At 68.4% G+C, this 26077-nt stretch carries 21 protein-coding genes; 4 read left to right on the top strand and 17 right to left on the bottom strand.

The features are described 5' to 3' along the window. Positions 1-39: 39 nt before the first annotated feature. Entirely contained in the window at positions 40-462 is a 423-nt protein-coding gene (locus H8N03_RS09295; protein WP_187075888.1) for a response regulator, read from the top strand. Continuing rightward, positions 459-1697 (top strand): histidine kinase, encoded by a 1239-nt coding sequence (locus H8N03_RS09290; protein ID WP_187075887.1) that lies wholly within the window; start codon positions 459-461, stop codon positions 1695-1697. Before H8N03_RS09295 ends, H8N03_RS09290 begins: the two co-directional genes overlap by 4 nt. A gap of 160 nt (positions 1698-1857) precedes the next feature. Here the strand turns inward: H8N03_RS09290 and H8N03_RS09285 are convergent, their stop codons facing one another. Beyond that, complete coding sequence (locus tag H8N03_RS09285; RefSeq protein WP_187075886.1) at positions 1858-2847, bottom strand: Bug family tripartite tricarboxylate transporter substrate binding protein; 990 nt, start codon at positions 2845-2847, stop codon at positions 1858-1860. A gap of 337 nt (positions 2848-3184) precedes the next feature. On the opposite strand from H8N03_RS09285, the gene H8N03_RS09280 reads away from it, so the two are divergent. Continuing rightward, positions 3185-4414, top strand: coding sequence for an FAD-dependent monooxygenase (locus H8N03_RS09280; RefSeq protein WP_354005097.1), 1230 nt, complete (start codon positions 3185-3187; stop codon positions 4412-4414). Between the two features lie 5 nt (positions 4415-4419). Further along, on the top strand, positions 4420-5037 hold the full coding sequence (locus H8N03_RS09275) for an NADPH-dependent F420 reductase (RefSeq protein ID WP_187075884.1): 618 nt from the start codon (positions 4420-4422) through the stop codon (positions 5035-5037). Between the two features lie 20 nt (positions 5038-5057). Here the strand turns inward: H8N03_RS09275 and H8N03_RS09270 are convergent, their stop codons facing one another. The 16 genes from H8N03_RS09270 to ccoN all read right to left on the bottom strand — a co-directional run bounded on the left by H8N03_RS09270 (position 5058) and on the right by ccoN (position 26038). Beyond that, positions 5058-6935, bottom strand: coding sequence for a putative bifunctional diguanylate cyclase/phosphodiesterase (locus H8N03_RS09270; protein WP_187075883.1), 1878 nt, complete (start codon positions 6933-6935; stop codon positions 5058-5060). A gap of 17 nt (positions 6936-6952) precedes the next feature. Further along, positions 6953-8935, bottom strand: a complete 1983-nt coding sequence (locus H8N03_RS09265; RefSeq protein ID WP_187075882.1) for a hypothetical protein — start codon at positions 8933-8935, stop codon at positions 6953-6955. A gap of 74 nt (positions 8936-9009) precedes the next feature. Then, entirely contained in the window at positions 9010-9843 is an 834-nt protein-coding gene (locus H8N03_RS09260) for an alpha-amylase family protein (protein WP_255428151.1), read from the bottom strand. Positions 9844-9958: 115 nt separating this feature from the next. After that, a complete protein-coding gene (locus H8N03_RS09255; protein ID WP_187075881.1) occupies positions 9959-12253 on the bottom strand; it encodes an NfrA family protein in 2295 nt (764 codons plus the stop codon). Between the two features lie 14 nt (positions 12254-12267). Then, positions 12268-14442 (bottom strand): glycosyl transferase family protein, encoded by a 2175-nt coding sequence (locus H8N03_RS09250; RefSeq protein WP_187075880.1) that lies wholly within the window; start codon positions 14440-14442, stop codon positions 12268-12270. Between the two features lie 38 nt (positions 14443-14480). Further along, positions 14481-16538 (bottom strand): hypothetical protein, encoded by a 2058-nt coding sequence (locus H8N03_RS09245; protein ID WP_187075879.1) that lies wholly within the window; start codon positions 16536-16538, stop codon positions 14481-14483. Between the two features lie 36 nt (positions 16539-16574). Further along, on the bottom strand, positions 16575-18419 hold the full coding sequence (locus H8N03_RS09240; protein WP_255428150.1) for a DUF2334 domain-containing protein: 1845 nt from the start codon (positions 18417-18419) through the stop codon (positions 16575-16577). A gap of 8 nt (positions 18420-18427) precedes the next feature. Further along, positions 18428-18817 (bottom strand): hypothetical protein, encoded by a 390-nt coding sequence (locus H8N03_RS09235; RefSeq protein ID WP_187075878.1) that lies wholly within the window; start codon positions 18815-18817, stop codon positions 18428-18430. A 16-nt stretch (positions 18818-18833) separates the two neighbouring features. After that, a complete protein-coding gene (gene wecB, locus H8N03_RS09230) occupies positions 18834-19970 on the bottom strand; it encodes a non-hydrolyzing UDP-N-acetylglucosamine 2-epimerase (RefSeq protein WP_255428149.1) in 1137 nt (378 codons plus the stop codon). Positions 19971-20335: 365 nt separating this feature from the next. Next, positions 20336-20626, bottom strand: coding sequence for a hypothetical protein (locus H8N03_RS09225; RefSeq protein WP_187075876.1), 291 nt, complete (start codon positions 20624-20626; stop codon positions 20336-20338). A 38-nt stretch (positions 20627-20664) separates the two neighbouring features. Continuing rightward, the gene (locus H8N03_RS09220; protein WP_255428148.1) at positions 20665-20910 is read right to left on the bottom strand and encodes a FixH family protein; all 246 of its coding nucleotides are present in this window, start codon (positions 20908-20910) and stop codon (positions 20665-20667) included. Positions 20911-20940: 30 nt separating this feature from the next. Beyond that, positions 20941-22362, bottom strand: a complete 1422-nt coding sequence (gene ccoG / locus H8N03_RS09215) for a cytochrome c oxidase accessory protein CcoG (RefSeq protein WP_187075874.1) — start codon at positions 22360-22362, stop codon at positions 20941-20943. Positions 22363-22855: 493 nt separating this feature from the next. Next, positions 22856-23776 carry a cytochrome-c oxidase, cbb3-type subunit III gene (gene ccoP, locus H8N03_RS09210; RefSeq protein WP_187075873.1) on the bottom strand — a complete coding sequence of 307 codons (921 nt, stop codon included), beginning with the start codon at positions 23774-23776 and terminating at the stop codon, positions 22856-22858. A gap of 12 nt (positions 23777-23788) precedes the next feature. Continuing rightward, positions 23789-23926, bottom strand: a complete 138-nt coding sequence (locus tag H8N03_RS09205) for a cbb3-type cytochrome oxidase subunit 3 (RefSeq protein WP_187075872.1) — start codon at positions 23924-23926, stop codon at positions 23789-23791. A 20-nt stretch (positions 23927-23946) separates the two neighbouring features. Further along, a complete protein-coding gene (ccoO, locus tag H8N03_RS09200; RefSeq protein ID WP_187075871.1) occupies positions 23947-24576 on the bottom strand; it encodes a cytochrome-c oxidase, cbb3-type subunit II in 630 nt (209 codons plus the stop codon). Positions 24577-24598: 22 nt separating this feature from the next. After that, positions 24599-26038 (bottom strand): cytochrome-c oxidase, cbb3-type subunit I, encoded by a 1440-nt coding sequence (ccoN, locus tag H8N03_RS09195; protein ID WP_187075870.1) that lies wholly within the window; start codon positions 26036-26038, stop codon positions 24599-24601. Positions 26039-26077 lie beyond the last annotated feature (39 nt).

Here is a 26077-nt window from a genome sequence, read left to right as displayed (position 1 = left end):
CCTTACGCCTTGAAACCGACCTTTACCGATTGAGCTTCCGTGCAACTTGCCGTCTTTGTCGTCGAGGACAACGCAGAGATTCAGGAGAACCTGGTAGGGGCCCTGGAGGAGCTGACGTGCGTGAAGGTCGTGGGCGGTACCGCCACCGAGGAAGGCGCGCTCGCGTGGATCGCGGCGCAGAACGACTGGGACATGCTGATCGTGGACCTGTTCCTCAAGGGCGGCAGCGGCATGCGCCTCGTGCAGCACGTGCAGCGCGCGCGGCCCGAGCAGAAGATCATCGTGTTCAGCAACTACGTCAATGCGAGCGTGCGCAAGCGCTGCGCGCAGCTCGGTGTCGACGCCGTCTTCGACAAGTCCACTGAAATCGACGCCCTCGTGGACTACTGCTCCCACCAGTGCACGCTGATGGGCGCGAACTCCGCCCCGGCGCCCCTCACCCCCTCCGGAGGTTCCCTATGAGCAACGCCCTCGAATTCCCCGGCCTCTCCCTGGTCGAACCGGAGGCCGCCCCCGCGCAGCCCGAAGCGCCCGCGAGCAGCGCCCCGCAACTCGGACGTCGCTGGTCGGACGGCGCCGGCGGCTTCGTGCCGACGGATCCCAACATTCCGTGGTCCATGTCGCAGCAGTGGCCCAACCTCGTGGCGGCCCTCTCCGAGCAGGCCGTGGAAAGCAGCAACCTGCTGCTGCGCGCACTGAACTACCTCGTGGGCGCCGGGCGCCTGCGCCGCAGCGAGGCCAAGGCGCTGAGCGATGCGATGCACCAGCTGCGCGGCACGAGCCTGCGCGCGCAGCAGATCACGCGCCTCGCCGGCGGCCGCATCCGCCAGGCGCGCGAGCGCGTGGACCTGTCGGACCTGGTGCGCCACGTGCTGCACGATCGCGCCGACGAGATCGAGGCCGCCGGCGTGACGGTCAGTTCGGAGCTGCAGGGCGTCGACGTGCTGCTGGACCCGCCCGTGGCCATCAGCCTGGTGAACGCCATCCTCGACTGGGCCATGAGCTTCAGCAAGCAGATCCACGTGATGCTCTCGCCCGCGGACTTCCCCGGCCCCGCACAGCTGAAGGTGCGCGTGACCACGCCGGCGCCCGCGCATGCCGCGCACCCGAACGGCGTGGGCTGGACGGTGCGCCCGCGCGGCCGCCGGCTGAACGACGGCCTGCACTGGATGCTGCTGCGGCAGATCGCCGCGTCCTCCAGCCTCGAAGTCACGCGCACGCGCGAGAACGGCGCGGCGCTGCTCACGATCGACTTCCCCAAGACCTTCCTCAGCACCGAAGGCATGGCCTGCCTGGAACTCACCGGTTCCGGCGACGAGGCCGCGCCGCTGCGCGAGACCTGGGTGCTCGTGATCGCGAAGGACGAGAAGATCCGCGGCGAAGCCATCGACTCGCTGCGCAAGATGGGCATCGACGCCCTTCCCGCGGCCGACGCCGCGCAGGCGCGTGCCGTGATGCGGGAGACCAGGCCCAACGTCCTGGTGACCGCCTGGGACGTCCCGGCCGACGAGATCGCGCGCTTCCGCCAGGAAGTGCTGGGCGGCGAGGAGCGCTGCCCGCTGGTGGAGATCACGCGCGACCTGCCTTCCTTCCACCTGAGCGGCTTCGACCGCTTCGAAACGCCGAAGGTGGGGCGCGAACAGCTCACCGCGGAATTGCCGCCGACGGTGTTGTTCGAGCTGGTGAAGGTGGCCTGAGGAGTCAATCCCGCCCCCGCTCGTCATTCCCGCTCCCCCTCGTCATTCCCGCGAAGGCGGGAACCCAGGGCATCGCGCCGTGCGTACACACCTGAGTCGCGCTTCGCGGGTGAGCGTGGAGACTGGCTGAGGGATGGATGCGAGCCAACCGCCCTGCTGATCACCCCTCCGGCGTGAAGCCGACGGTCTTCACGAGACTGTTCCAGAAGTTGGTTTCCGTCCTGAGCATTGCAGCGAGCTGCTCGGGTGCGGCAGGCATCGGCTCCATGAAGAACGTCGCGTAGCTGTTCACTGTTTCCGGTGCGGCCAATGCCGCGCGAATCGCCGCATTGGCGCGCTGCACGATGTCGCTGGGTGTTTTCGCGGGCGCGTAGAAGCCGAACCAGCCGGTGTAGCCGATGTCGCGAAAGCCCTGTTCCACGAATGTGGCGACCTCGGGTGTGAACCTGCTTCGCCGCGTACCGCTGGTGCCGAGCAGCCGCAGCTTGCCCGCCTGCACGTTCGGCATGAACTCACCGGTGGGGCCGACGACCGCGGCGATCTGTCCACCCAGCATGTCGACGATCGCCGGCTGCGAACCGCGGAACGCAATGTGGCGAAGGTCCACCTGCGACGCCTTTGCCAGCCCCGAGCCGAGGAAGTGGGGAGCAGAGCCCGAACCCGGCGAGCCAAAATTCGCATCCGCCGGATTGGCTTTGCACCACGCAAGGAACTCCGGGACTGTCCGCACGTCCGCGGGGACCTTCGGCCCGACCGCCAGTGCGTAGTCGAACGAAGCCGCACCGGACACCGGCGTCAGGTCAGCGACCGGGTCGTACGGCAGCTTCCTGTACGTGAACAGGTGCAGCGACACCGGCGACGTCGGTGTAATGAGCAGCGTGCTTCCATCGGGCGGCGCAGCCTTCACGGCCTGCACTGCGATCTGGCCGCCTGCTCCGGTCTTGTTCTCCGCAATCGCCGTCCTTGCATAACCCGGTGCGAGCTTCTCGGCAACGCGGCGCCCTGCGGTGTCGACAGTGCCGCCCGGCGCGAAGCCGATCACGACCTTTGCGCTCTCGAGGCTCTGGCTCCATGCCGGCAGTGGGAAGCCGCCGAGCGCACCGCCGGCGGCGGCGGAAGCCTGGATGAACTGGCGACGGGAAACGGTCATGTTGTGCTCCTGGCATGAGGAAATCACGGCGCCCCGCACGCGCGATCTCTCGCGGGGTCTGCGTCGATCCTAGAAAGCATGTTGATGTGGGTCAACGCACAAATCTGGCTACTGTGTTCCGGAATTCGAACAATCCGTCGCTGCGCTGGACGGTGGACGCCGGTGATCCTGGTGCCCGCGAACAGGACGCCCACTGAAGTTCAGCGGACACAGGTGTCACGATCGCGGCGCGCCAATTGTCCAGAAATCGGAACTGTGTGTCTCCCGGCGCGGGTTTCTCGGTGAGTGCGCGACTCCTAGAATGGATCGCTGATCCTGGTTTCGCCGGACCGCATGAATGAGTAAAGGGGCCAGAATGCTAGGCAAGTCGACAAGGGTTGGAATCATCGGTGGAGGCTTGGGCGGGCTCTCCGCGGCGATTGCACTGAAGAAGATCGCGGGGATCGATGCCACCGTGTTCGAGCAATCACACAAGCACGATGAGGTGGGCGCGGGGGTCACCATTTCACCCAATGGCAGTCGGGTCCTCGACAAGTTGGGGCTGCTCGAACCGATGCAGCGCGCGGGAGCGATCCCGGATGGCCACGGCGTCTATCTGGACGCGATGGGCAACGTGGTGACTGACGCAGCCTGGGAAGACACATCGAAGCAGTACCAGAACATCGGCATGTACAGGCCGGACATGATCGACATCCTGGTGCAAGCGGTGGATCCGGAGGCGATCCGGCTCCGCCATCGCGCGAAGACGGTCGAAATGCTGGATTCACGTGTCCGCGTTCACTTTGAAAACGGCAAGCAGGAAGACTTTGATGCCGTCATCGGCGCCGATGGGATCCGCTCCGTGGTGCGCAAGGCCGTCGGGCAACCCACGCGGTTCGTCTACTCCGGATTCATGGCGTATCGGGGTGTGATCGATGCCTCCGATCTCCCCAACGACTGGAACAGGACCAGTCAGACGTGGTTAGGCAATGACCGCCACCTGATGACCTATCCATTGCAGCAACACAAGTTGTACAACTACGTCGCTTGCGTGCCCAGCGACAGGCCGCTGAAGGGACCTTGGTCCGGGCCTGCGGACGTGGACGAAATCAAGACCGAATTCAGCCGTCAAGCCTGGGACCCCAAAGTCCATCAGTTCATCTCGGCGATCAAGGAGACCTTCTGGTGGGGCCTGTTCGACATCGACCCCCTCACCAATTGGTCGCGAGGGCCGATCGCGCTGCTGGGCGACGCAGCGCACACCATGGTCCCGCACCAGGGCCAGGGGGTGAACCAGGCCTTCGAGGACTGCATCACGCTGGCCTTCTTCCTGAAGCAGGCCGAAAGTGCCAGCGACATCCCGGAAGCTTTCAGGCGCTACACCGCCGTTCGCATGCAGCGTGCGACGATCCTGCAGGTGGGTTCACGCAGGGCCGGCGCAATGTTCGATTCGCAATTGCAGTTCACCAACACCAGGAAGCGTGACGTCGACCTCGCTTCGGGACGCGACTTTCGCAGAGCGGCAGTCTTCGACTACGACGCGCTCAAGGTGGCCGAGAAGGCACTCGAACGATTCAAGAGGCTTTGATCCATATGACGTCGATCAGCATCATCGGCCGCGGCAAGATGGGTTCGGCCATCGCGAACATCGCGGCACTCGCGGGCGCGGATATCCAACTGGTCAACCGCACTGCCAAGGCCACCAAGGATCACCCCGACGCCAGGTATGCGGCACTGGGCGACGATCTGACCGGGGAACTTGTCGTGCTCGCAGTCCCGTATGGCGCCTACCCGAACATCTTGAGGCATTATCGGGACAGGCTCGGCGGCAAGGTCGTCATCGACATCAGCAACACCATCGATTTCACCACGTACGAGCAACCAGAGGCTCTGGTGGGCACCTCCACTGCTCTTGAACTTGCGAAGCAGCTTCCCGGGGACGTCGCCGTCCTGAAGGCGTTCAACGCGAATCTTGCGGAGACGCTCATTACCCGCACGAATGGCACCACAGCGACAACAGTCTTGTTCGCGGGAGACGACGCCGAGGGGAAGATCGCACTCGCGGAGATCATTCGAGCGGCGGGGCTTCGCGCAGTCGACGTCGGCCCTCTCCAGCGTTCAAGGCAACTGGAAGCACTGGGCTTCCTGCAGATGGTGCTGGCGTCATCGGGGAAAACGCGCTTTGAATCAGGGTTCACTTTGCTGCCCTGATCAGACCGGCGAGAGCCGGATCAGGCCGTGAACGGCCCCTTCTTCAGCATCCGCACCAGCTGGTCTGCCGGGACCGGGGGGCTGTAGAAGAAGCCCTGGGCCTGGTCGCATTCGAGGGCGCGCAGCTTCGTGGCTTGCGCCTCCGTCTCCACGCCTTCCGCGACGACCTTGAGGTTCAGGCCCCGCGCCAGCGAGACGCAGGTGCGCACGATGCCTTCATACGCCGGGTCCGCCGTGATCTTCTTGACGAACGCGCGGTCGATCTTGAGTTCGTCGATCGGGAGCGTGACGATGTACGCGAGTGAGGAATAGCCCGTGCCGAAGTCGTCGATGGCCACCGGCACGCCGAGCGCGCGCACCTGCTGCAGCACCTCGATCGCGCGTTCCATGTTCGAGATCAGGATGCTCTCCGTCACCTCGATGCTGATGGCGGACGGGTCGCCGTGCAGCGCCTCCAGCGCACGCTGCAGCGCCGGCACGAAGTCGTCGTTGCGCAGCTGCGCGGCCGCGACGTTGACGGCGATGCGCGGTGCCGTGAGGCCCGCGTCGCGCCAGCCCCGCCAGTCGGCGATGGCGCGGTCCATGATCTTCTGCGCGACCTCGCCGATCAGGCCCGTGGTCTCCAGCGCCGGGACGAACTCGCCCGGCGGCACCAGGCCGCGCGCGGGATCCATCCAGCGCACCAGCGCTTCCACGCCGACGATGCGGCCCGTGGCGAGCTCCACCTTCGGCTGGTAGAAGTTGACGAATTCGTTCTTCTCCAGCGCGCGCCGCAGCTGTGGCTCCAGGCGGAAGTGCGTGCTGAGCACGTTGTCCACCGTGCGGTCGAAGAAGGCCATCGACTGCTCGCGCTCGATCGCGACCTGCAGCGCCGTGTCCGCCGCGTTGACGACCTCGTCCAGCGACTTGCCGTCGTCCGGATACGCCGCGAAGCCGAGGTTCACCGGGCAGACCAGCGACAGGTTGTTCACGTCGTAGGGCTTGCCCAGGCTCGTGGCGAGCTCGGGCGCCACCTTCTGCGCGAACTCGCCCGGCTTCGCGTCGGGGAAGAAGAGGATGAACAGGCCGCGCTTGATGCGCCCGATGAAGGCGCCGCGCTGCTCGAACGCGCGCAGCCGGTCGGCCGTCTGCTTGATCAGCGCATCGGCCACGCGGAAGCCGTGCGCCGAGTTGATCTGATTGATCGTCTTCAGCCGCACGAAGCACACCATGCCGCAGGCGGGCTTGGTGTGGTCGAACTCGTGCTCGAAGTGGAACCAGTTGGGCAGGCCCGTGAGCCGGTCCGTCTCGGTGGCGATGCGCAGCTGCCGGCGCAGGCTCAGAAGGCTGCCGACGGCCTTGGCCAGCTTGACCAGGCCGTCGCGCTGCGTCTCGGTGAGGCGGCGCGGCACCTGGTCCATCACGCACAGCGTGCCGATGGCGCTGCCGTCGCGCGTGTGCAGCGGCACGCCCGCATAGAAGCCGAGCGTCGGCCCTTGCGGACCCCAGGGCTGCTGGTCGGCCCAGCCGAGCCGCGCGACGTCGGGAATCTCCAGCACGCGGTCCGGGTCGAGGATGGCGTGCGCGCAGAAGGACTTGTCGCGGGCCACCTGCGCCACCGGGATACCCACGCGGGACTTGTACCACTGGCGCTCGCCGTCGACGAGCGTCAGGGCGCCCATGGGCGCGCCGCACAGCACCGTGGCGAGCTGCACGAGGCGGTCGTAGTCTTCGTCGGGTTCGGTGTCCAGGATGCCGAAGCCGCGCAGCTCCGACATGCGCTGCGGCTCGTCGGCGGGCTGCAGGGCCGCCGTGTACAGCCAGGCGGGACGCGCCATGCGTTCCGGCCGCTGGGTGAGCTCGTCGAGGAGGGGCGCCGTGCGGTCGGCCCCTGCGGGTCTGGGCTGCACCAGCGTCATGTGCGCTCCTCCTTTTCTCAATATCGGCTCACCGGTGCGCGCTCCGAGGCCACCGCGGCACTGAAGGCATCTTCTTCTTCCCGCGCCTTGCGGGCGGCCTCTTCGCGGGCGGCCTGGTCGCGCGCCGCCTGCTCGCGGGCGGACTCCTTCACGCGTTCGAGCATCGGCTCGAGCTGGAATTCGGTCGTGTCTTCGAGCGGCGCCGGCGCGGTCAGGTCGACGTCCAGGGCGAAGTGGCGGCCGCCGTCGGCGTCCGCCATCTGCTGCGCGGCGGCCTGCGCGTCCTCGGCATGCGCCCAGGGGGCGAGCGGCGCGTCGGCCGGCTGCGGCATGCCGCCTTCGGCGGCGCGCACGAGCGCCAGGTCGTAGAGGCCCAGCAGGTCGCGGCCGGCCTGCAGCGTCAGCGGCGCGGCCGGCGTCGGCACGACGAAGAGCGCTTCCTCGATCACCTGCAGCGCCTCGCCGGAGGACCAGCTGCGCGTGATGCGCGCGCTGAGGTCGGGCATGGTGTCCATGCCGTGTTCCGCGGTGATCTGCGCGAGCCGCGGCGCCTCGACGCCGAAGACCTGCGCGTAGCGGCGGCGCACTGTGGCGACGGCGGCCGGGTCTTCGGCCTCTTCGCACAGGCGCATCAGTTCCAGGTAGGCCAGCGGGGCCGGCCCCGTGCTGTCCTGCAGGTAGGCCTTGAGGATGTCCATCGCGTCCCCGCGCAGGCCCAGCGAACGCAGGAAATCGGCCTCTTCCAGGGTCGCGGCGAGCGTCTCGACGCGCATGACGCCGTCGCCGCGCGGGACGCTGCGCACCGCGGGCTTCCCGGGCAGTTCGAAGTCGATGCTGTGGTCGTCGTCGTCGGCGGCGGCAGCGGCGACGATAGGCGCGGCCACGACGGGCGCCACGACCGGCTGCGAAGGCACGGCTTCCACGGCCGGTTCGACGCGCGCGGGCTCCTCGTGCACGACGTCCGCCGTCGCGCTCGCCACTTCGGGTTCGTTCGCGGCCGGTCCCGGCACGTACCAGGGCTCGCCCAGCACCTTGACGTCGCGCGTGCGATACCAGAACAGCCCCGCCGCCGCGGCACCCGCCAGCACCAGCAGCGCCAGCAGTTGCACCACCAGCGGCGACACGTACCAGGGTTGCTGCGCCTGGTCCAGGCGCTGCCGCAGCGCCGCCATCTCCGCGCGCGTCTGGCTGGTGCTCTGGCGCAGCTGCGCGAGCTCCTGTTCCAGCTTCTGGATCATGAGGCTGGTGCGCAGCACTTCGGCCGGATCGGCGTTGATCGCCTGCCACAGGAGGGCGGCGGTCGCGCGGCGCGAAGCGTCGCCATCGGGCTCCGCCAGCGTGGTGCTCACGCGCAGGATGGCGTCGCGTTCCGGCAGGTCGACGGGCTCGAGGCGCAGGCGCGGGCCGGTGGCGCGGGCCTCCTTGCGCAAGGCGCGCGCGGGAGGGGCATTGCGCGTTGCGACCGCGGCGGGCTGCGTGGCGGCATCGGCACGCGCGACGATCGCGGGCCCGGCGGCCGGGCGGCGCGGCGAGGTGTTGGGCGCGGTGCCGTTGGCCATGCGCAGGGGCACCGCCGCGGCCGCGGAAGCGAGGGCGGCGCGCGCGTCGAGCGCGGCCAGCCGGGTCTCGGACGGGTACTCCGGCAGCAGCGTGTAGTTGCGGGTGACGGTGTTGCGGCAGCCGGCGCGCACCGACACCGTCACCACCGGTTCGTCGATCGGCGCCGTGGATTCCACGCGGATGCGGCGCTGGTCCGCCGGGCCCGTGACGGTGGCGCGCACGTTGCCCGCGTTCACGCGCGACTCGCCGTAGAACACGTCGGCCTGCACGCACTCGTCCCCGGCGTCCGGCGAAGCGAAGCGCGCCGGCAGCGACATGTCCAGCGGCTTGCCCATGAGCACGTCGGCATTCGGCGAGCCCAGCATCTGGCCGTGCGCCCCTGCCCAGCCCAGCAGGAGCGCGACTGCGAGGGTGCTGCCGGGCGTAAGCAAGTTTTTCATGGGATGTCGCACTGTACGAAGCTCGTCAGAGCGCGCCGGGTAGGAATCGCGGCGGTCCCGCTGTAGGACGGCGACTACCGTTCCTTCTGTGCTGCCGACAGGCCTTGCACCAGCTGCGGCGGGACGTAGCGCGGCCCTTCGAACAGGTAGATGGGCAGGCCCTGGTAGGTCGCGAGCTGCGGCCGCAGTTCGTCCAGCGTCGCCGGGCGGAAGCCCCCGCCCACCTGCGGACGGAACGCTTCCGCGATCACGCGCACCCTGTCCTTCCCGAGGCGGCGCACCAGGACATTGATGTAGTGGCGCGCGACGAAAGCCTCCCGCGCATGCACGCCGACTCCGTCCTGGAAGAACACGCCCACGTCCTCGGGCAGCCATTCGACGAGGCTCTGCGCCAGCTCCTCGGGCCCCACGTTGGCGCTGTCGTAGACGCTGATCCACAGCGGCCGGGGCAGCTGGTTCAACAGCGTCTTGAGGCGGTAGGCCTCCATCCAGGTGGGGTCGATCTCGATCGGGAAGTAGTAACCCGTTACGTTCACGGGGGGCGGCGTGCGGGCGACCTTGGCCGACTGGGCGACCAGGTTCTCCAGGTCGCCGCGCGCGCCGCGCTCGTCGAAGCGGCCCGCCAGCCCCACGATCACCTCGCGCGCCCAGGGCTGCTGGCCGATCTTCGGCCAGTCCGGCATGGCCGCGCCGGGCGGCACGTCGGTGCCGGGCAGGAACGCGAGGTTGTCCACCACCGTCCACTGCACCAGCAGCCGCTTCACGCCCAGCTTCTCCCAGTCGCCCTGGGGCCGCGTGTGCTCGTTGTCGATCTGCCAGACCACGCCCTCGATGGGAGGCACGACCTGGCTGGCGCAGCCCGCGAGCAGCGCCGCGGCGGCCGCGCATGCATAGAAAAGAGTTCGCATCAGTGCTTCGAACAGTACGAAGCGCCCCGGTCCAGTGCCGCCGCGGAACCGGCTTTGCCGGGCCGCTGGGGGCGCCCCCTTGAGGGGGAGGCGCCGCAGGCGCTTCGGGGGTGGGTCAATAATTCAGGAAGGCGTTCAGGTAGAAGCCTTTCAGGCGGTCGTCGCCGGACGTGCGGAAGCGGTACTGCGCCGTGATGTCCCAGTACGAGCGCGGCGCCGTGTACACGTCCTCGCGGAACCAGTGCCGCAGGCTGATGCCCGGGCCGACGCCCGACGAGGTCTTCTCCACCAGGTCCGCGGAGTTGTACTCCAGGCCCGCGAACAGGTGCGGGTACACCGTCGTGCGGCCGCTGTTGCCCACCAGGTACTGGCGCCCGAGGTAGAGGTAGGCCAGGCCGTAGTTGTTGCCCTCTTCCAGGTAGCGGCCCACCTCGCCGTAGAAGCGGTGGGTCCACCAGCTCGGGACGTCGACGCGCAGGTCGTTGCCGTAGTCGTACGAGTAGCCCACCTGCGCGAGCCAGTCGCCGTTGACGTTGGGACCGAACACGCGGGCCAGGGACAGCACGAGGTTCTGCGAGGAGAAGGGCTTCCAGCGCGCGCCCAGGGCGCCACTGAAGCTGTCGGAACCGGTGTCGCCGTTCGCCTGGCTGTCCAGCGTCATGAAGCCGCGCGCGAAGAACTCGACGAACTCGCCGTTGCGCCAGCCCCAGGGCCGGTAGTACACCTCCGCGCCCGCCTGCGTGGTGCGGCTGCCCGTGGGCCCGCCCACCACGCCGATGCCCGGCACCACGCCGCCGGCGTTGCGCATCGTGAGCGATGCCAGCACGCCCCAGCGCCGCTCCAGGTCCGCGACGGAACGGCGCGTGTCGTACACGAGCTGCGGATCCAGCTTCAGCTGCATGCCGTTGACGGCGTCGATCGCGCGGTGGAAGTAGCCGATGGCCTCCTGGTCGTGCTTGCTCTTCATCGCGGCATAGCCGGCGTCGAGCAAGGACGTGGGCGGCAGGCCGCCCGCCGCATCCGCCGCCGCGAAGGCCTGGCGCGCGCCTTCGGAATCGCCGATGCGCGTGGAGAGGTAGGCCTGGTCGAGCCGGGTTTGCGGCGTGGCCTGTTCGGCCGGCGCGCTGGCGAGGCGCTCGCGCGCTTCGCGGGTGCGGCCCAGGTCGGCCAGCAGCGCGGCCTGCGTCGTCACCGGGAGCTCGCCCGATTGCAGCGCGGCTTCCGCATCCGCATTCGCGCCCGCGACGTCGCCCAGGCTGCGGCGGATCGTGGAGCGCTGCGCCAGCGTCGCGGCGTCGGCGCGCAGCGCGAGCGCCGCGGTCGCGGCCCGCTCCGCTTCCGCGTTCTCGTTGGCCGCGAGCGCGGCGTTCATGTGCATCAGCTGCCAGTCGCGATTGCCGGGGGACGCATTCGTGGCGATGCGCGCCTGCTCCAGCGCGCGCTGCACGTCCTTCTGCTCCAGCGCGCGGTAGGCGGCGGTGGCGTTGGCGAAACCGGGCATGGGCGGCAATGCGGCGGCCTGCAGCGTGCAGGTCTGCGCGGCGTCGACGTTGCTGCAGTCGATGCCGGGCGCGCGCAAGGCGAAGTCACCCGCCATGCCGGCGAGGCGCTGGCGCGCGAGTTCGCGCCGCGCGGCGGCATCGCCGTCGTTCGCGGGGAAGGCGGCCAGCAGGTCCATCGCGCGCTGGCCATTGCCTTGCGCCAGCGCGAGATCCGCGGCGAGCAGGCGCAATTGCCGGTGCGCCGCCGCGGACACGCCGCGTTGCTGCAGCGCCCGGTCGACGTCCGCTGCCGCTTCGGCCGGCCGGTTCAGTCCCTGGCGCGCGTAGGCCCGCAAGGCCAGCGGCGCCGCGCTTTCCGGCAGCAGGGCCAGCGCCTCGGTCGCGACGCGGTCCGCATCGGCGTAGCGCATGTCGCGCAGCAGCGCGTGCACCAGCACCAGCCGGTAGCCGGCGTTCTCCGGCGCCCAGCGCACGGCCTCGGTGCCTTGCGCGACGGCCGTCTTCACGTCACCGGCCGCCAGCGCCTTGTACATGGCGTCGCCCGCCGCCTGCGCATGCATCCGGCCCAGGTCGGCGCGGGCACGCGTGAGGGCGGCATCGTCGCCCCTGGCCTGCGCCGCGCGTTCGAGCGCCTGGTCGGCCTGGGACAGCTGCCCGTTGGCCGCGAGGGCCTGCGCGAGCAGCAGCCAGTAGTCGCGGCGTTGCGGTGCCAGTTGCACCGCTCGCTGCGCGGCCTCCACCGCGGCGGCGTAGTCGCGCCGGGCGTAGGCCTTGTAGCCCGTGTCGGCGGCGCTGTTCGCCGCCTGGGCACCGCGCGCGGCAGCTCCAGTTCCCTGGGCTGCCGCGGAGAAAGCAGAAAGCGCCAGCACGGCGGCGAGTGCCAGCGCCTTTCGTTGTTGTTGTTTCATCGTTGTGAGGGCCCCTATGTGGGTTGGGCGGACGGCTTGCCGAAGAATCCCCTCTGTTGTTGTTCCGATTGCGCGGCGCTGCGCGCGAAATGGGTGCGCTGGTCCTGGACCACCTGGTCCAGCATCTCGCGGGCGATCACGCCGCGGTCGACCAGGTAGTCGCCGATGCGGCCGTGCTTGTCCGGCATGTATTCCTGCATCGCGGCGTCGAACTCCTCGCGCTTGAGCAGCCCGCGCTCGATCAGCATGTCGCCCAGCAGCGGACCCGTGGGCACGGACCCCGGCTTGCCGTCGGCTTCCGTGTCGCGCAGCAGGCGCAGGGCCACCGCCAGCTCGCCCTCGCGGGCGATGCGCTGCACCGGCTCCATGCCGACCGCCGCGGTGATCTCCTGGACCGCCGTTTCGGACAGCGGGCTCGTCACGGCGAGGATCGGGCGGTTGTGCTTGTTCAGGCCCATGTGGATCGCGCGGTGGCGGATCGCCAGTTCGTGCGGCATGTCGTCGGCATGCTGGCGCACGAGTTCCGCCGAGAGGTGCGCCCGCGGCAGGTCCGCCTGGTAGGCGATGGCTTCCGCCAGCGTCTCTTCGTCGAGCCAGCCGTTGGACACCAGCACGCGGCCGAGCGGCACGTCGTAGTCGGCCTGCTTTTCCAGCGCGCGCTGGATGGCGCCCTCTTCCACCGCGTTCCAGGACACGAGCAGTTCGCCCAGGCGCTGGCGCCGGCGGGCGAGCTGCGTGCTGCTCGGGAATTCATGGGCCGTCTTGTCCCACGCGAGGCGCGTGCCCTTGAACAGGTACGAGAGGTACATCTTCCAGGCGCGGGCCACGGCCATGCAGTTCACGAAGTTGCCCACCACCATGCGCGGCAGCGACATCACGCCGTGCTCCCATCCGTACAGCACCGTCGTGAAGTACACACGGTGGGCCGCGCGGATCGCGAGGAAGAACGCGTTGATGTAGATCATCTTGCGCCAGATGCTGCCTTCCTGGAACAGCGAAGGATAGTACGCATGCCACCAGCCCGTGGCGAGTCCGACGTGGAAAACGACGAAGTGCGCCACGAGGATGTACGCCAGGATGCTGACGAAGGACGTCACCACGCCCTTGCGGTCGTGCAGCAGCAGGTAGCGCGCCGCGGTCGTGCGGCCGCGCCACTTGATCTGCTCCCAGCTCTGCAAGCCGATGCCCAGCACCCAGCGCGCCTTCTGCCGGTACGCCGCGCGGAAGTTGTCCGGGAAGTACTCGCGCACGCACAGCGGCATCTGCAGCAGCAGCTCGCGCCGCTTCCTGCTGCCCCAGGACGTGCGGTTGATGTGGAAGGTGACGGGGAACACACCGAAGATCGAGCTCATGTTGAGCTGCGACAGGCGCATGCCGACGTCGTAGTCTTCCGTCAGGCTGTCGATGTTGAAAGGCTTGTTGCGCGTGGCGCCCACCAGGCCCATGAGGGCCTTGCGCGAGAAGCACGTGCCCACGCCGGCGGACGGCACCATGCCCGAGACGCTCTCGCGCACGACCATCTCCTTGGCGTGGCTCTCGGCGAACTCGTCCATGTAGGTGCCGGCCACGAGCTCGTACCACTCGCGCTCCAGCGAAGCCACCGGCAGCTGGATCATGTCCTTGCGCGGCAGCAGGTAGTTGAAGAACTTCAGCTCCAGCGGATGGAGCACGTCCTCGCTGTCGTGCAGGATCACGCCCGCGAACTCCACGCCCTTCTCGCGCTCGTGCTCGAAGATCGCCGCGACCACCGCGTTCAGGCAGTCCGCCTTGCTGGTGGGCCCCGGGTGCGGGACCTCCACGCGCTGCAGCTGCGGGTAGCGCTTCGACATGCGCTCCACCTCGTCGATCGTCGGCTGGTCGTTGGGATAGGTGCCGACGAAGACGCGGTAGTTGTGGTATTCCATCACCTCCACCATGTTCTGGATCATGGCGGCGATCACGTCGCTCTCCTGCCATGCCGGAACCATGATCGCGAGCGGCTGCTCCTCGCGGTCGCGCAGTTGCTCGACCGTGAGGCGCCGGTACTTCGGCGACTTCTCCACCTTGCTGCGGCGCACGACGCGCCGCACCCAGTACCAGACGTCGATGAAGAGGTCGTCCAGCGAGGAGACGAAGATGACCAGCGTCAGGATCACCGCCAGTACTTCCAGGCCCGAGTTGTACTCGGCCAGCATCAGATCCCAGGTCATCTCGTCACCTCCTGCTTACTGCGGGTTCGCGTCACTCGTCAACGATCGCCGGACATGGCCTTGCGGCGGCGCATGCGGCTCGCGAACACCAGGAGACCCACGAACAGGGCGACCAGGATGATCGGCATCAGCCACCAGTAGCCGCGCTCGAAAAGGCCCGGCTGCGCTTCCTTCATCGCGCCCTGCCCCGAGGGATCGCGGGTGTTGACTTCGGTGCGCAGGCCGTTGTTGCCCATGACCGCGAGGTTGCCGCCGGACAGCTGGATCGGCTTGTTCATCTCGGGCGGCTGCTGGCCGAGCGTGCGGTAGACCGCGCCGATGTCGTTGCCGGAGCCGGTGACTTCCAGGATGCCGACGCGGTTCAGGCCGCGGACGTCCAGCAGCGGGCGGTCCTTGGTGCCGGCCAGGAACAGGCGGTCCTGCTCGGGCTTCACGCCTTCGGCATAGCCGTCGGGAATGACGTCCACCGCGAGGTAGGGGCCGCTCACCTTCGGGTTGGAACCCTGCGCGACCGGCTGGAACTTCGCCTTGGACGGCGACAGGCCCGTGCCCGCGGCGAGGCGGATCACGCGCGGCAGCGTGCCGGACGCGTCAGCCAGGTGCGACTGCGGGACCAGCAGCGTACCGCCGTCGGAGAACTTGGACATCAGGCCCGTGAAGTCGGAGGACGGGTCGATCTTGTCCAGCAGCATGTGGCTGGAAGCCAGCACGGACACGGGATACGGCTCCGGCGTCTCGCGGCAGCGGTCGGAGGCGAGCTGGCGCACGAAGGACACGCGGATCACGTTGCGGGTCTGCAGCGCGTAGCGGGGCACGGGTGCGACGATGCGCTCGCGCTTGCCGTTGGCCTCCATCTCCTTGGCGCCCAGCAGCACGTCGTTCATGAACACGGACACGACGGGCGGGGTGCGGGCGGCGGACGGCGCGGCGGCGACGTCGATCACCAGCGTGCCGGGGCCCTTGCCGTCGGCGGCGACGGAACCGATGTCGAAGCTGGCGTTCCAGTCGGCGTGCGCGAGCACGTCGAAGCTGGTGGGCTTGGCGCCGAGGTACTGCAGCGAGACCGCGTTGCTGTCCGTGTTCTTCGGCGTGTCGACCGCGTTCACCGTCAGCGTCGGGCCGGCGGCGACCTGCGTCCAGATCTGCGAGAAGATGCCCGCGGCCTGCGGACCGGCGTCGGGGGCGACGACGATCACGGGACGGTTGCCCACGTTGGCCAGGCCGATCTGCTTGGAGCCGATCTGCTGGTTGCTGCCGGGGCCGGCGATGATGATGTCCGGCTCGTTCGAGGCCGTCACCGGCGGCGCGCCGGGCGCGACCGGTTGCACCGGCGCGGGAGCGGTGCCGCTGCCGTCGGCGGTGCGGATGCGCGGACGCTTGCCGGCGCGCTCGAGGGCCACGCCGACGCGCCAGGCCGTGTCGTACACCTCGGGCGACACGTTGTTCGACGGGATCTGGATCACCGGGTTGGGCGGCAGCGCGCCCCAGGCCGTGGTGAGGTCGCGGACCGCGGAGCCGTCGTACTGGAAGACGAAGCGCGAGCTGGGCTCGATGCGCAGGATGTTGCCCGGCGTGCGCGCATCGGCGCAGGTGTTCTCGCGGGCGACGGCCGTGCGCCAGTCGATGTTCAGCTTGATGTAGCCGCTGGGACGCGGACGGCCGTCGATCGGCAGCTGCACGCTCGCGTCGCCGCGGTCGGCGGTGTAGCCGAAGGCCTGCACCGGCGCGTTGTCGATCGTGTAGACCAGCGAGGTGCGGCCGCCGTCAGCGCGCACGTAGCTGCCATCCAGCTGCAGCGACGCGCCGTTGAGGTTCACGCCGGGCGGCACGGGGAGGTAGATCTCCTTGATCGTGTCCGGGTAGCCCAGGACCACCGGCTCGGTGAAGCCGAGGTCCGCGAAGGTGATGGTGCGCGGCACCCACACGCCCGCGCTGTCCGCCGGCTTGAACACCGCCGTCTGGGGCGGCACGTTCGCAGGCGTCATCTGCGTGGCGGGGCGCAGCGTGGGCTGCGTCGGTTGCTGCGCCGTGCCCCAGCCGGGGAGCAGGCACAGGGCCGCCAGCGCGGCGGCGGGCAGGACACGGTGGAGTTTCATGGAGCACCTCATCGTCATAGTCATGGCCGGCCGAGCTCAGCGTACGGTGCTGGGCGCAACCCAGGTGAAGCCCAGCGCACTGATCCCTTCGACCGTTTTCTTGAAATCCTCGAAGCCGGGCGTGCCGAGGTTGGGTTCGAGCCAGAAGGGATGGAAGAAGAAGGACGCGTACCCGTCGCGGACGGCCTTGGCGTACTTCGCATTGGTCACCAGGTCCTCGGACGTGTAGTTGTAGTTCGAGGTCGGGTCGATCGTGCTGATGTCGTATTCGATGTTCCCCAGGTTCTCGGGGATGATGCGCTGGCCATAGTAGTCGCGGCCGATCGCATACGGGTAGAACTGGCCGACGCTGAAGTCCTTGGCGACGGAGGCGTAGAAGTTCGGCTTGTCGGCCGTGTAGTACACCGAGCGCATGTAGGTGACCGGGAACAGCTGCGTCGACGTGCGCGCCGCGATCGCGGAGGTGTGGTAGTGCGGCGGCTCCCAGGCGACCGGGTTCCAGCCGATGGCGCGCATGTCGGTCAGGCCGTTGCTCATGCGGCCGTACGCCCAGGCGGTGGAGTCCTCCTGCACCGGGCTGTTGTCGACGATGTTCCAGAACTCGTAGTCGTCGCCGCTCACGCCCGTGTGCGGGTTGCGCATGTTGCCGTACTGGTGGGTGAAGCCGTGCATCACCAGCTCCGCCCCCTTGGTGCGGGCGTGGTTGATGGCGGTCTGCAGGTTCTTCGCCTCGGACAGCGGCACTTCCATCGCCACGCCGCCGTTGTAGGCGCCCAGCGGATCACGGTAGCGCGGGATCACGGCGACGGAGAACGGGATCCGCTTGCTGCCCAGGTAGTCGCTCAGGGTCTTCATCGCCTGCACGGAGACCAGCGCACCCACGTCCTCCAGGCGGACCAGCGCCTTGTGGCTCTCGGCGTGGTTCACGCCCAGCATGTCGTGCAGCAGGTCGGTGAACACCAGGTAGCGGTCCCGCGGGCCGATGAAGCTGAAAGGCAGGTCGGCGACGTACCAGAAGTTGCCCGAGCGCAGGATGTAGGGGATCTGTTCGGCGGTGCCGGAGTTCGCCACGGGCACCACCTGCTGCGCCTTCGTCGCATCGGCGATCACGGCCCAGCCCATGTCGGGGTCGCCGTTGATCTGGTTGCGGGCGGCGTCGTACTGGTAGTACTTGACGAAGTCCAGGCCCTTGTACTTGACCGTGTCGAAGAAGCCGGGGTTCGGCTTGCCCGAGCTCGGGGCGGCGTTCATGCCCTTCAGGCCGTTGTACTGGATGCCGCGGTTCGCGGTGAAGTTGTACGTGCTGTTCCAGGCGAGCTGCCAGATGTTGTACTTGAACCAGACGAGCGTCTTCGTCGTGGTCGCCGCGTCGCCGAGGAAGGCCGCGGGCAGCTGGTTGTCGTAGATGCCGCCCAGGTAGAACGTGGCGGTGTAGTTCTCGACGGCACCGGCCGCGTACTGCTGCACGGGGACCATGTCCACGGCGGCGTCGAAGTGGCCGAGCAGGTTGCGCAGCATGATCGCGTACGCCTGCGGCAGCTTGTCCCACGGCGTGCCGCTCGGCGCGTCGTAGAGCACCAGCACCTTCGGCGGCGTGGTGGTCGACGCCGGGGGCGGCGTGGTCGTCGTGGTGGTCGTGCCGGTGCGGATGATCTGCGTCACCTGCGTGGCCAGCGCCTGCAGCGTGGCCTTGTCGGCCTTGTCCGGGGCGTTGTTCAGCAGCGCCTGGAGCTGCTGCCGCATGGCCGGGTCCTTGACCTGGTTGACCAGCAGCTGGAGCTTCGCCTTGTCGATGTGCAGCGCCTGCGCCTGCACGGCGGGGGCGCCGGCGAACGCCAGGCAGGCAGCGAGGGAGAGGAGGAGGCGGCGGAGGAACTGCATGGTGCTTCTCACTTCTTGTCTTGGCCGAAGAAATACCCGCTGGCGCCCTTGTCGGTCTGCTCGCGCGCGGGGCCTGTGCCGGCGCCGCCCACGGGGGCGGTTCCCGCAGGAGCGAGGCGCGGCGACGTGGCACGCGTGCCGACGGGGCGGAGCGACTCGGGGTGGTCGCTCTCGTGCCCGTGCACGCTGTCGTCGCGCGTGACGTCCTTGCCGTGGTGGAACTTGTGGTGGTGCGCACGGACGGCGCGCTTGCGCTCGGGTTCGCTCATGCCGGGCTCGGGGCGCGCAAGTGCGGAGCCGATCGGCAGCGGGGGCGGCGCGATCGTCTGCGCGTGCGCAAGGCCCGCCAGGCAGGCAGCGGCGGCGGCGAGGGCGAGCCGGAGTCTGCGGGTGTGCATCGGTGGTGCTCCTGTTTCAGGCCGCGAGGGCGGCTTCTTCGGTTTCGGTTTCGGTGTGCGGGACCAGGCGTGCGAGCACGGCCTGCGCGATCCGGCGGGACGCTTGCCCGTCCCCGAACGGGTTGGCGACCTTGCGCATCGCATCGGCCGCCGCGGGATCGGCGAGCAGGCGCGTGGCTTCGCGCACGATGGCTTCGCGCTTCGGCCCGACGATGCGGGCGCAGCCGGCCTCGACAGCCTCGGGCCGCTCGGTCTCGTGGCGCAGCACCAGCGTCGGCACGCCGAAGGTCGGCGCTTCTTCCTGCAGGCCCCCGGAATCGGTGAGCAGCAGCGACGCGTTCACGAGCGCCTGCTGCATCTCCAGGTAGTCGAACGGGGCGACCAGCCTCACGTTGTCCAGGCCCGCGAGGATCGCGTGAGCCGGCTTCTGCACGACGGGATTCAGGTGCACGGGGAACAGGACGCGCTTGCCGGGGAAGGCGCGCGCGATGTCGGCGACGGCATGGAAGGTCTGCTCCATCTCCTCGCCCCAGTTCTCGCGGCGGTGCGCCGTCACCAGGATGTGGCCGTCGGCGGCGGCGCCTTCGCGGCGGATGGCGAAGCGCTCGGACACCCACTGCTGCGCGTCGACCACCGTGTTGCCGGTCATCTCGATCTTCGCGGGCGCGATGCCTTCGGACAGCAGCGCGGCGCGGGCACGCTCCGTCGGCGCCCAGTGGATGTCCGCGATGCGGCTGATCATCTGGCGCAGGCCTTCCTCCGGGAAGGGACGCTCGAGGTTGTAGGTGCGCAGGCCCGCTTCGACGTGGCCGACCGGGATGCGGCGGTAGAAGGCGGCGAGCGCGCCGAGGAAGGCACTCTCCGTGTCGCCCTGGACGATGCACATGTCCCACTTCTGGCGGGCCATCAGCGCGTCGAGCTGCTGGCGGCAGGCGACGCTGAATTCCTCGAGGGACGCGCCGCCGCGCCCCAGCTGCTCGTCCGGCGTGATGCCGAAGCAGCGCAGCATGTCCGCGGCCATCTCGCCGTGCTGGCCGGTGTGGACCCACAGCACGCACAGGTCCTCGTGCCGGCGCAGGGCGTGGTACACGGGCGCGAGCTTGATGATCTCGGGCCGGGTTCCGCTCACGATCCCCACGATGCGCTTGTTCAAATCTGCCTCCCTGTCGGTCCGGGTCCTACCCGGCTGTAACGCGGTTCCGGGGCGCGTAACGCGCGTTACGCCGCTCCAGCACGTCTGCTTACACACGAGCAGCGCGTCCTCCCTGCCCCGCGCCTCCCGGCGTCCGGCCGGGTTTCCCTTTTCAAGTCCGCGCGGGGTGCGCGCATGTTTCAAGTCGTGTGTTTCAAACTCGAACGGGATGTTGGGTTTGTAAGGTCAGCGGATTCGCAAGGGCCAAGCGCATTCGTGGGTAGGACGCTGCCTACCGCAGAGCCGCGTGTAAAGCAGCGCAGGAAAACGAAAGGCCGCTGCGGCGCAAACCGCAGCGGCCCTGGTGGGCAGCGGAAGGAGTCAGCTCACACGGCGCCGCTCTGGCCCGGGCAGCCGGTCGGGCGCTGGCCCGGGTCGAAGGGACACTCGTTCACTTCCGCGGGCGCGAGCCGCAGCAGCGTGGTGAGCGCGCACGCGCCCATGGTCACCAGCCAGAACACGAAGAAGCTCGTGGTGTACACGGACTGCCGCGACCACCCGAGGTCGCGGCCGAACCACTGCAGCTCCATCGGGTCCACCAGCGCGAACACCAGGAGTTCGAGCAGGCAGGCGGCCAGGAAGCCCGGCCAGGCGATCCAGAGGAAACGGTTGGTCACGTTCGAGGCTCCTTCCTGCTTAAGCAGATTGCCTGCGCTCAAGGCTGCGCCGGCGTCGCCGCGTGGTTGCGGCCCTGCATCGCCGGCAGCTGCGCGCGCTCCTTGGCGGCGGCGAGCGCCTTGTTGATCTCGATGCCGCGGCGATAGTAGTCGGCTTCCACCACGGGATCCGCGCCGCGCACCGCGATCACCGCCGTCGCGATGCCAGCGACCACCACGGCCGCGGGGCCCGAGATGAGCAGCCAGACGTGGCCGTGCTTCCACCACGGGGCCGGTTTCTTCATGGATTCATTCGTCATTCGTCATTCCCTCGATCAGCGGGGCACCAGGAACACCGACTTCTCGCGCACGTGGGCGTCGCCGCCGTGCGTGTGGATGTCGAAATGGATGGCATGCGAGCCGGGGGCCGCGCTGCCGTAGGGGATCTGCAGCCGCACCGGCACCCAGCGCGATTCGGCGGGACCGACATCGAACTCCGCCTCCGAGGCGATGGCCAGGCCCTCCAGGCCGTCCGCCGTGATGCGATAGCGCTGCGGCTGCTCCGTGGCGTTCATCACCTGCAGGCGATACACGTTCTCCAGCTTGCCGCCGGCCACGATGCGGGAGAGCGCGGCGCGGTCGCGCACCACGTCCACCTTCAGCGGCGTGCGCATGGCCAGGCTGAACATCATCGCGGCCGTGAGGGCCAGCAGCACCGCGCCGTACACCAGCACGCGCGGACGCAGCACGCGGCCGACGATGAAGTCGCGCCCGGCGCCGCCGCCGGTCTTCAGCGCGTTCTGCGTCGTGAAGCGGATCAGGCCGCGCGGGTAGTTCATCTTGTCCATCACGCCGTCGCACACGTCCACGCAGGCGGCGCAGCCGATGCACTCGTACTGCAGGCCCTGGCGGATGTCGATGCCGGTGGGGCAGACCTGGACGCAGAGGGTGCAGTCGATGCAGCTGCCGAGGCCCTTGGCCTGGTAGTCGTCCTTGCGGCCCCGCGTGCCGCGCGGCTCGCCGCGCACGGCGTCGTAGCTGACGATCAGCGTGTCCTTGTCGAACATGGCGCTCTGGAAGCGCGCGTAGGGGCACATGTACTTGCACACCTGCTCGCGCATGAAGCCGGCGTTGCCGTAGGTCGCGAAGGCGTAGAAGAACACCCAGAACACTTCCCAGGAGCTCATGCGCGTCTGCAGGAACTCCATGCCGAGGTCGGTGATGGGCGTGAAGTAGCCGACGAAGGTGAAGCCGGTCCACATGGCCACCATCCCCCACAGCAGGTGCTTGAACCACTTCTTGACCAGCTTCTCCAGCGAGAAGGGCGCGGCATCGAGCTTCATGCGGTGCGGGCGGTCGCCCTCCACCTTGCGCTCGATCCAGAGGAACATCTCCGTGTACACCGTCTGCGGGCAGGCGAAGCCGCACCAGAGGCGGCCGGCGACGGCGGTGAAGAGGAAGAGCGACAGCGCGCTCAGCACCAGCAGGCCGGTGAGGTAGATGAAGTCCTGCGGGTACAGGACGTAGCCGAAGATGTAGAACCGGCGCGCGGCCAGGTCGAACAGCACGGCCTGGCGCTCGCCCCACTGCAGCCAGGGCAGCCCGTAGAAGATCACCTGCGTGAGCCACACGAAGGCCCAGCGCCACTTGGCGAACGTGCCGGTCACGGCACGGGGGTAGATCTTCTTCTCCGAAACGTACAGCCCCTGGCTGTCCTCTTCGGACGGCGCGACCGGGACGATGGGGATCACTTTCATGGTCCCTCCATGGTGCGCCGGGCAAGGGATGTGCCAGTTGACCTTGATCAGACGCAAGGAAGAAACGCAGCTCGGCTTCGGGAGGTGCTCTCCGTCTCTACGCGAAGGCGGGTGGGGGTGGAAACAGAAGGAACGCAGAGGTCGCAGAGAACATCCTTTTCGGTGGTTCTCTGCGACCTCTGCGTATCCTCTGCGACCTCTGCGTTCCAATTCTCCGCTGTCGCACCGCCTCCCTTGCGGCTTGTTCGACAACCCCCAGCACCGGTAGGCTGGGTTGCGCGGAGCGCACCCCAGCAACCCGCGCCGTTGCGAAAAGCTGGGGTGCCCTTCGGGCAACCCAGCCTACGTACCCTGTCTCCCCGGGGGGCGGGGTGGGGGTGGAAACAGAAGGAACGCAGAAGTCGCAGAGAACATCCTTTTCGGTGGTTCTCTGCGACCTCTGCGTTCCAACTCTCCGCTGTCGCACCGCCTCCCTACGGAGACGGATACGACGCTACTGCTTCGCCGCCACCTGCGGCTTGTTCGACAGGCCCCACACGTACCCGGACAGCACGTGGATCTGCGCGGGGGTGAGCTTGTCTTCCTGGGCGGGCATCTGGTTGGTCTTGCCGTTGTTGATCATGGCGATGATCGCCTGCTCGCCCCAGCCGTGCAGCCAGATGTCGTCGGCCAGGTTGGGCGCGCCCAGGGCGGGGTTGCCCTTGCCGTCCATGCCGTGGCACGCCGCGCAGGCCGCGAACTTGCTCTTGCCCAGCTGCGCGCGCACCGAGTCGTGCGGGCTGTTGGACAGGGACAGCACGTACTGCGCCACGTTCTTCACGTCGTCGGAGCTGCCGACCGCGGCGGCCATCGGGGGCATCACGCCGGTGCGGCCCTTGGTGATGGTCTCCTTGATCTTGTCGCCCGTGCCGCCGTGCAGCCAGTCGGCATCGGCGAGGTTGGGGAAGCTCTTGCTGCCCCGCGCGTCCGAGCCGTGGCACTGCGCGCAGTTGTTCATGAACAGGCGCTCGCCGATGGCCATGGCGTTCGTGTCCGCCGCCAGGTCTTCCGGCGACTTCGCCGTGAACTGCGCGTACAGCGGCTCGAGCTCCCGGGTGGCGCGGGCCACTTCGGTCTCGTACTCCGATTTCGTGCTCCACTTCAGCTCGCCCTGGTAGGAACCGAAGCCCGGGTACGCCACGAGGTAGCCGACGGAGAACACGATGGTCAGGATGAACAGGCCCACCCACCACATGGGCAGCGGGTTGTTCATCTCGGTGAGGTCCTCGTCCCAGACGTGGCCCGTGGTGTTGTCGCTGCGCGCGGCCACCTTCTTGCGGCCCGCGACCCACAGGAGGATGGCGCAGCCCGCGATGCCCGCGGCGGTCAGGACGGCGACGTAGTGCGACCAGAAGTCGCTGATGAAATCGCTCACTTGGGTACCCTCTTAGTCTTGTTCGAACGGGATGCGGCCCGCTTCCTCGAAGCCGTCGCGGTTCTTCCGCGCATAGGCCCAGCCCCAGATGCCCAGGAAGGCAACGAAGGAAGCGACGGTCGCGATCTCGCGCAGGATGGTGATGTCCATGGCTCTTTTCCCTTCCTCGCTTACTTGAGGGCCCGGCCCAGCGACTGGAGGTACGCGACCAGCGCGTCCATCTCGGTCTTGCCCTTGAGTTCGGCGGGCGCCTTGGCGATCTCTTCGTCCGTGTACGGCACGCCCACGGTCCGCAGCGCCTTCATGTGCGTGGAGATGCTGGCCGCGTCGGCGGCGTTCTTCTCCAGCCAGGGGTAGGCCGGCATGTTGGACTCGGGGACCACGTCGCGCGGGTTGTTCAGGTGGATGCGGTGCCACTCGTCCGAGTACTTGCCGCCCACGCGGTGCAGGTCCGGGCCCGTGCGCTTGGAGCCCCACTGGAACGGGTGGTCCCACACGAACTCGCCGGCGACGGAGTAGTGGCCGTAGCGCAGCGTCTCGGCGCGGAAGGGACGGATCATCTGCGAGTGGCAGTTGTAGCAGCCCTCGCGCAGGTAGATGTCGCGGCCCGCGACCTGCAGGGCCGTGTACGGCTTCATGCCGGCGACCGGCTCGGTGGTGGACTTCTGGAAGAACAGCGGGACGATCTCCACGAGGCCGCCGATGGCGACCACGATCAGGATCAGCACGATCATCAGGAAGTTGCTGGTCTCGACCTTCTCGTGCGAGAAGGTGGGGACGGGGGTGGCGTTGTCGCTCATGGTGTGACTTCTCTTTCGGTGATCAGGCGTGGGCGGCGGCAACGGCCGGCACGTTGGCGCGCACCGCGCGGCCGTTCGCGACCGTCATCCAGGTGTTCCAGGCCATCACCAGCATGCCGCCCAGGTACAGGAGGCCGCCGAGGAAGCGGATCACGTAGAAGGGATAGGTCGCCTTGACCGATTCCACGAAGGTGTAGGTGAGCGTGCCGTCGGCATTCACCGCGCGCCACATCAGGCCCTGCATCACGCCGGCGATCCACATCGCGGCGATGTACAGCACGATGCCGATGGTCGCGATCCAGAAGTGCAGCTCGATGGCCTTCACCGAGTACATCTTCTTCTGGCCGAACAGGCGCGGCACCAGGTAGTACAGCGTGCCCATGGAGATCAGGCCCACCCAGCCCAGGGCGCCGGCGTGCACGTGGCCGACCGTCCAGTCCGTGTAGTGCGAGAGCGCGTTGACGGTCTTGATGGACATCATCGGGCCCTCGAAGGTGCTCATGCCGTAGAAGGACAGGGACACGATCAGGAAGCGCAGCACGGGGTCGTCGCGCAGCTTGTGCCAGGCACCCGACAGGGTCATGATGCCGTTGATCATCCCGCCCCAGCTCGGGGCCAGCAGGATCAGCGAGAAGACCATGCCGAGGGACTGCGTCCAGTCCGGCAGCGCCGTGTAGTGCAGGTGGTGCGGGCCCGCCCACATGTACGTGAAGATCAGGGCCCAGAAGTGCACGATCGACAGGCGATACGAATACACGGGGCGCTCGGCCTGCTTCGGGATGAAGTAGTACATCATCCCCAGGAAGCCGGCGGTGAGGAAGAAGCCCACGGCGTTATGGCCGTACCACCACTGCACCATCGCGTCCTGCACGCCCGCATAGGCGGAGTAGGACTTCATGGCGCCCGCGGGGATGGCGACGCTGTTGACGATGTGCAGCAGCGCCACGGCGATGATGAAGGCGCCGTAGAACCAGTTGGCCACGTAGATGTGCTTCACCTTGCGCGTGCCGACGGTGCCGAAGAACACGATCGCGTACGACACCCAGGAGACCGCGAGCAGCAGGTCGATCGGCCACTCCAGTTCGGCGTACTCCTTGCCCTGGGTGTAGCCCAGCGGCAGGCTGATCGCCGCCGCCACGATGACGGCCTGGTAGCTCCAGAACGAGAACGACGCCAGCTTCGGCGCGAACAGCGGGACCTGCGAGGTGCGCTGGACCACCCAGTAGCTGCTGGCGAAGAGCGCGCAGCCGCCGAAGGCGAAGATGACCGCGTTGGTGTGCAGGGGACGCAGCCGCCCGTAGCTGAGCCAGGGGATGCCCATGTTCAGTTCGGGCCAGGCCAGCTGCGCCGCGATGAAGACGCCGACAAGCATGCCGACGACGCCCCACAGCACGGCCGCCAGCGAGAACTGCCGGACGACGGTGTCGTTGTAGGTGGCAGCGGTGACGGAGGTTTGGTTCATGGAACACCTTTTTCAGATGCTCCCAGTGTCCTTGCCGGG

It is taken from the genome of Ramlibacter cellulosilyticus (assembly GCF_014297465.1).
GTDB lineage: Bacteria > Pseudomonadota > Gammaproteobacteria > Burkholderiales > Burkholderiaceae_C > Ramlibacter > Ramlibacter cellulosilyticus.
This window is presented reverse-complemented; position numbering and strand designations above follow the sequence as displayed.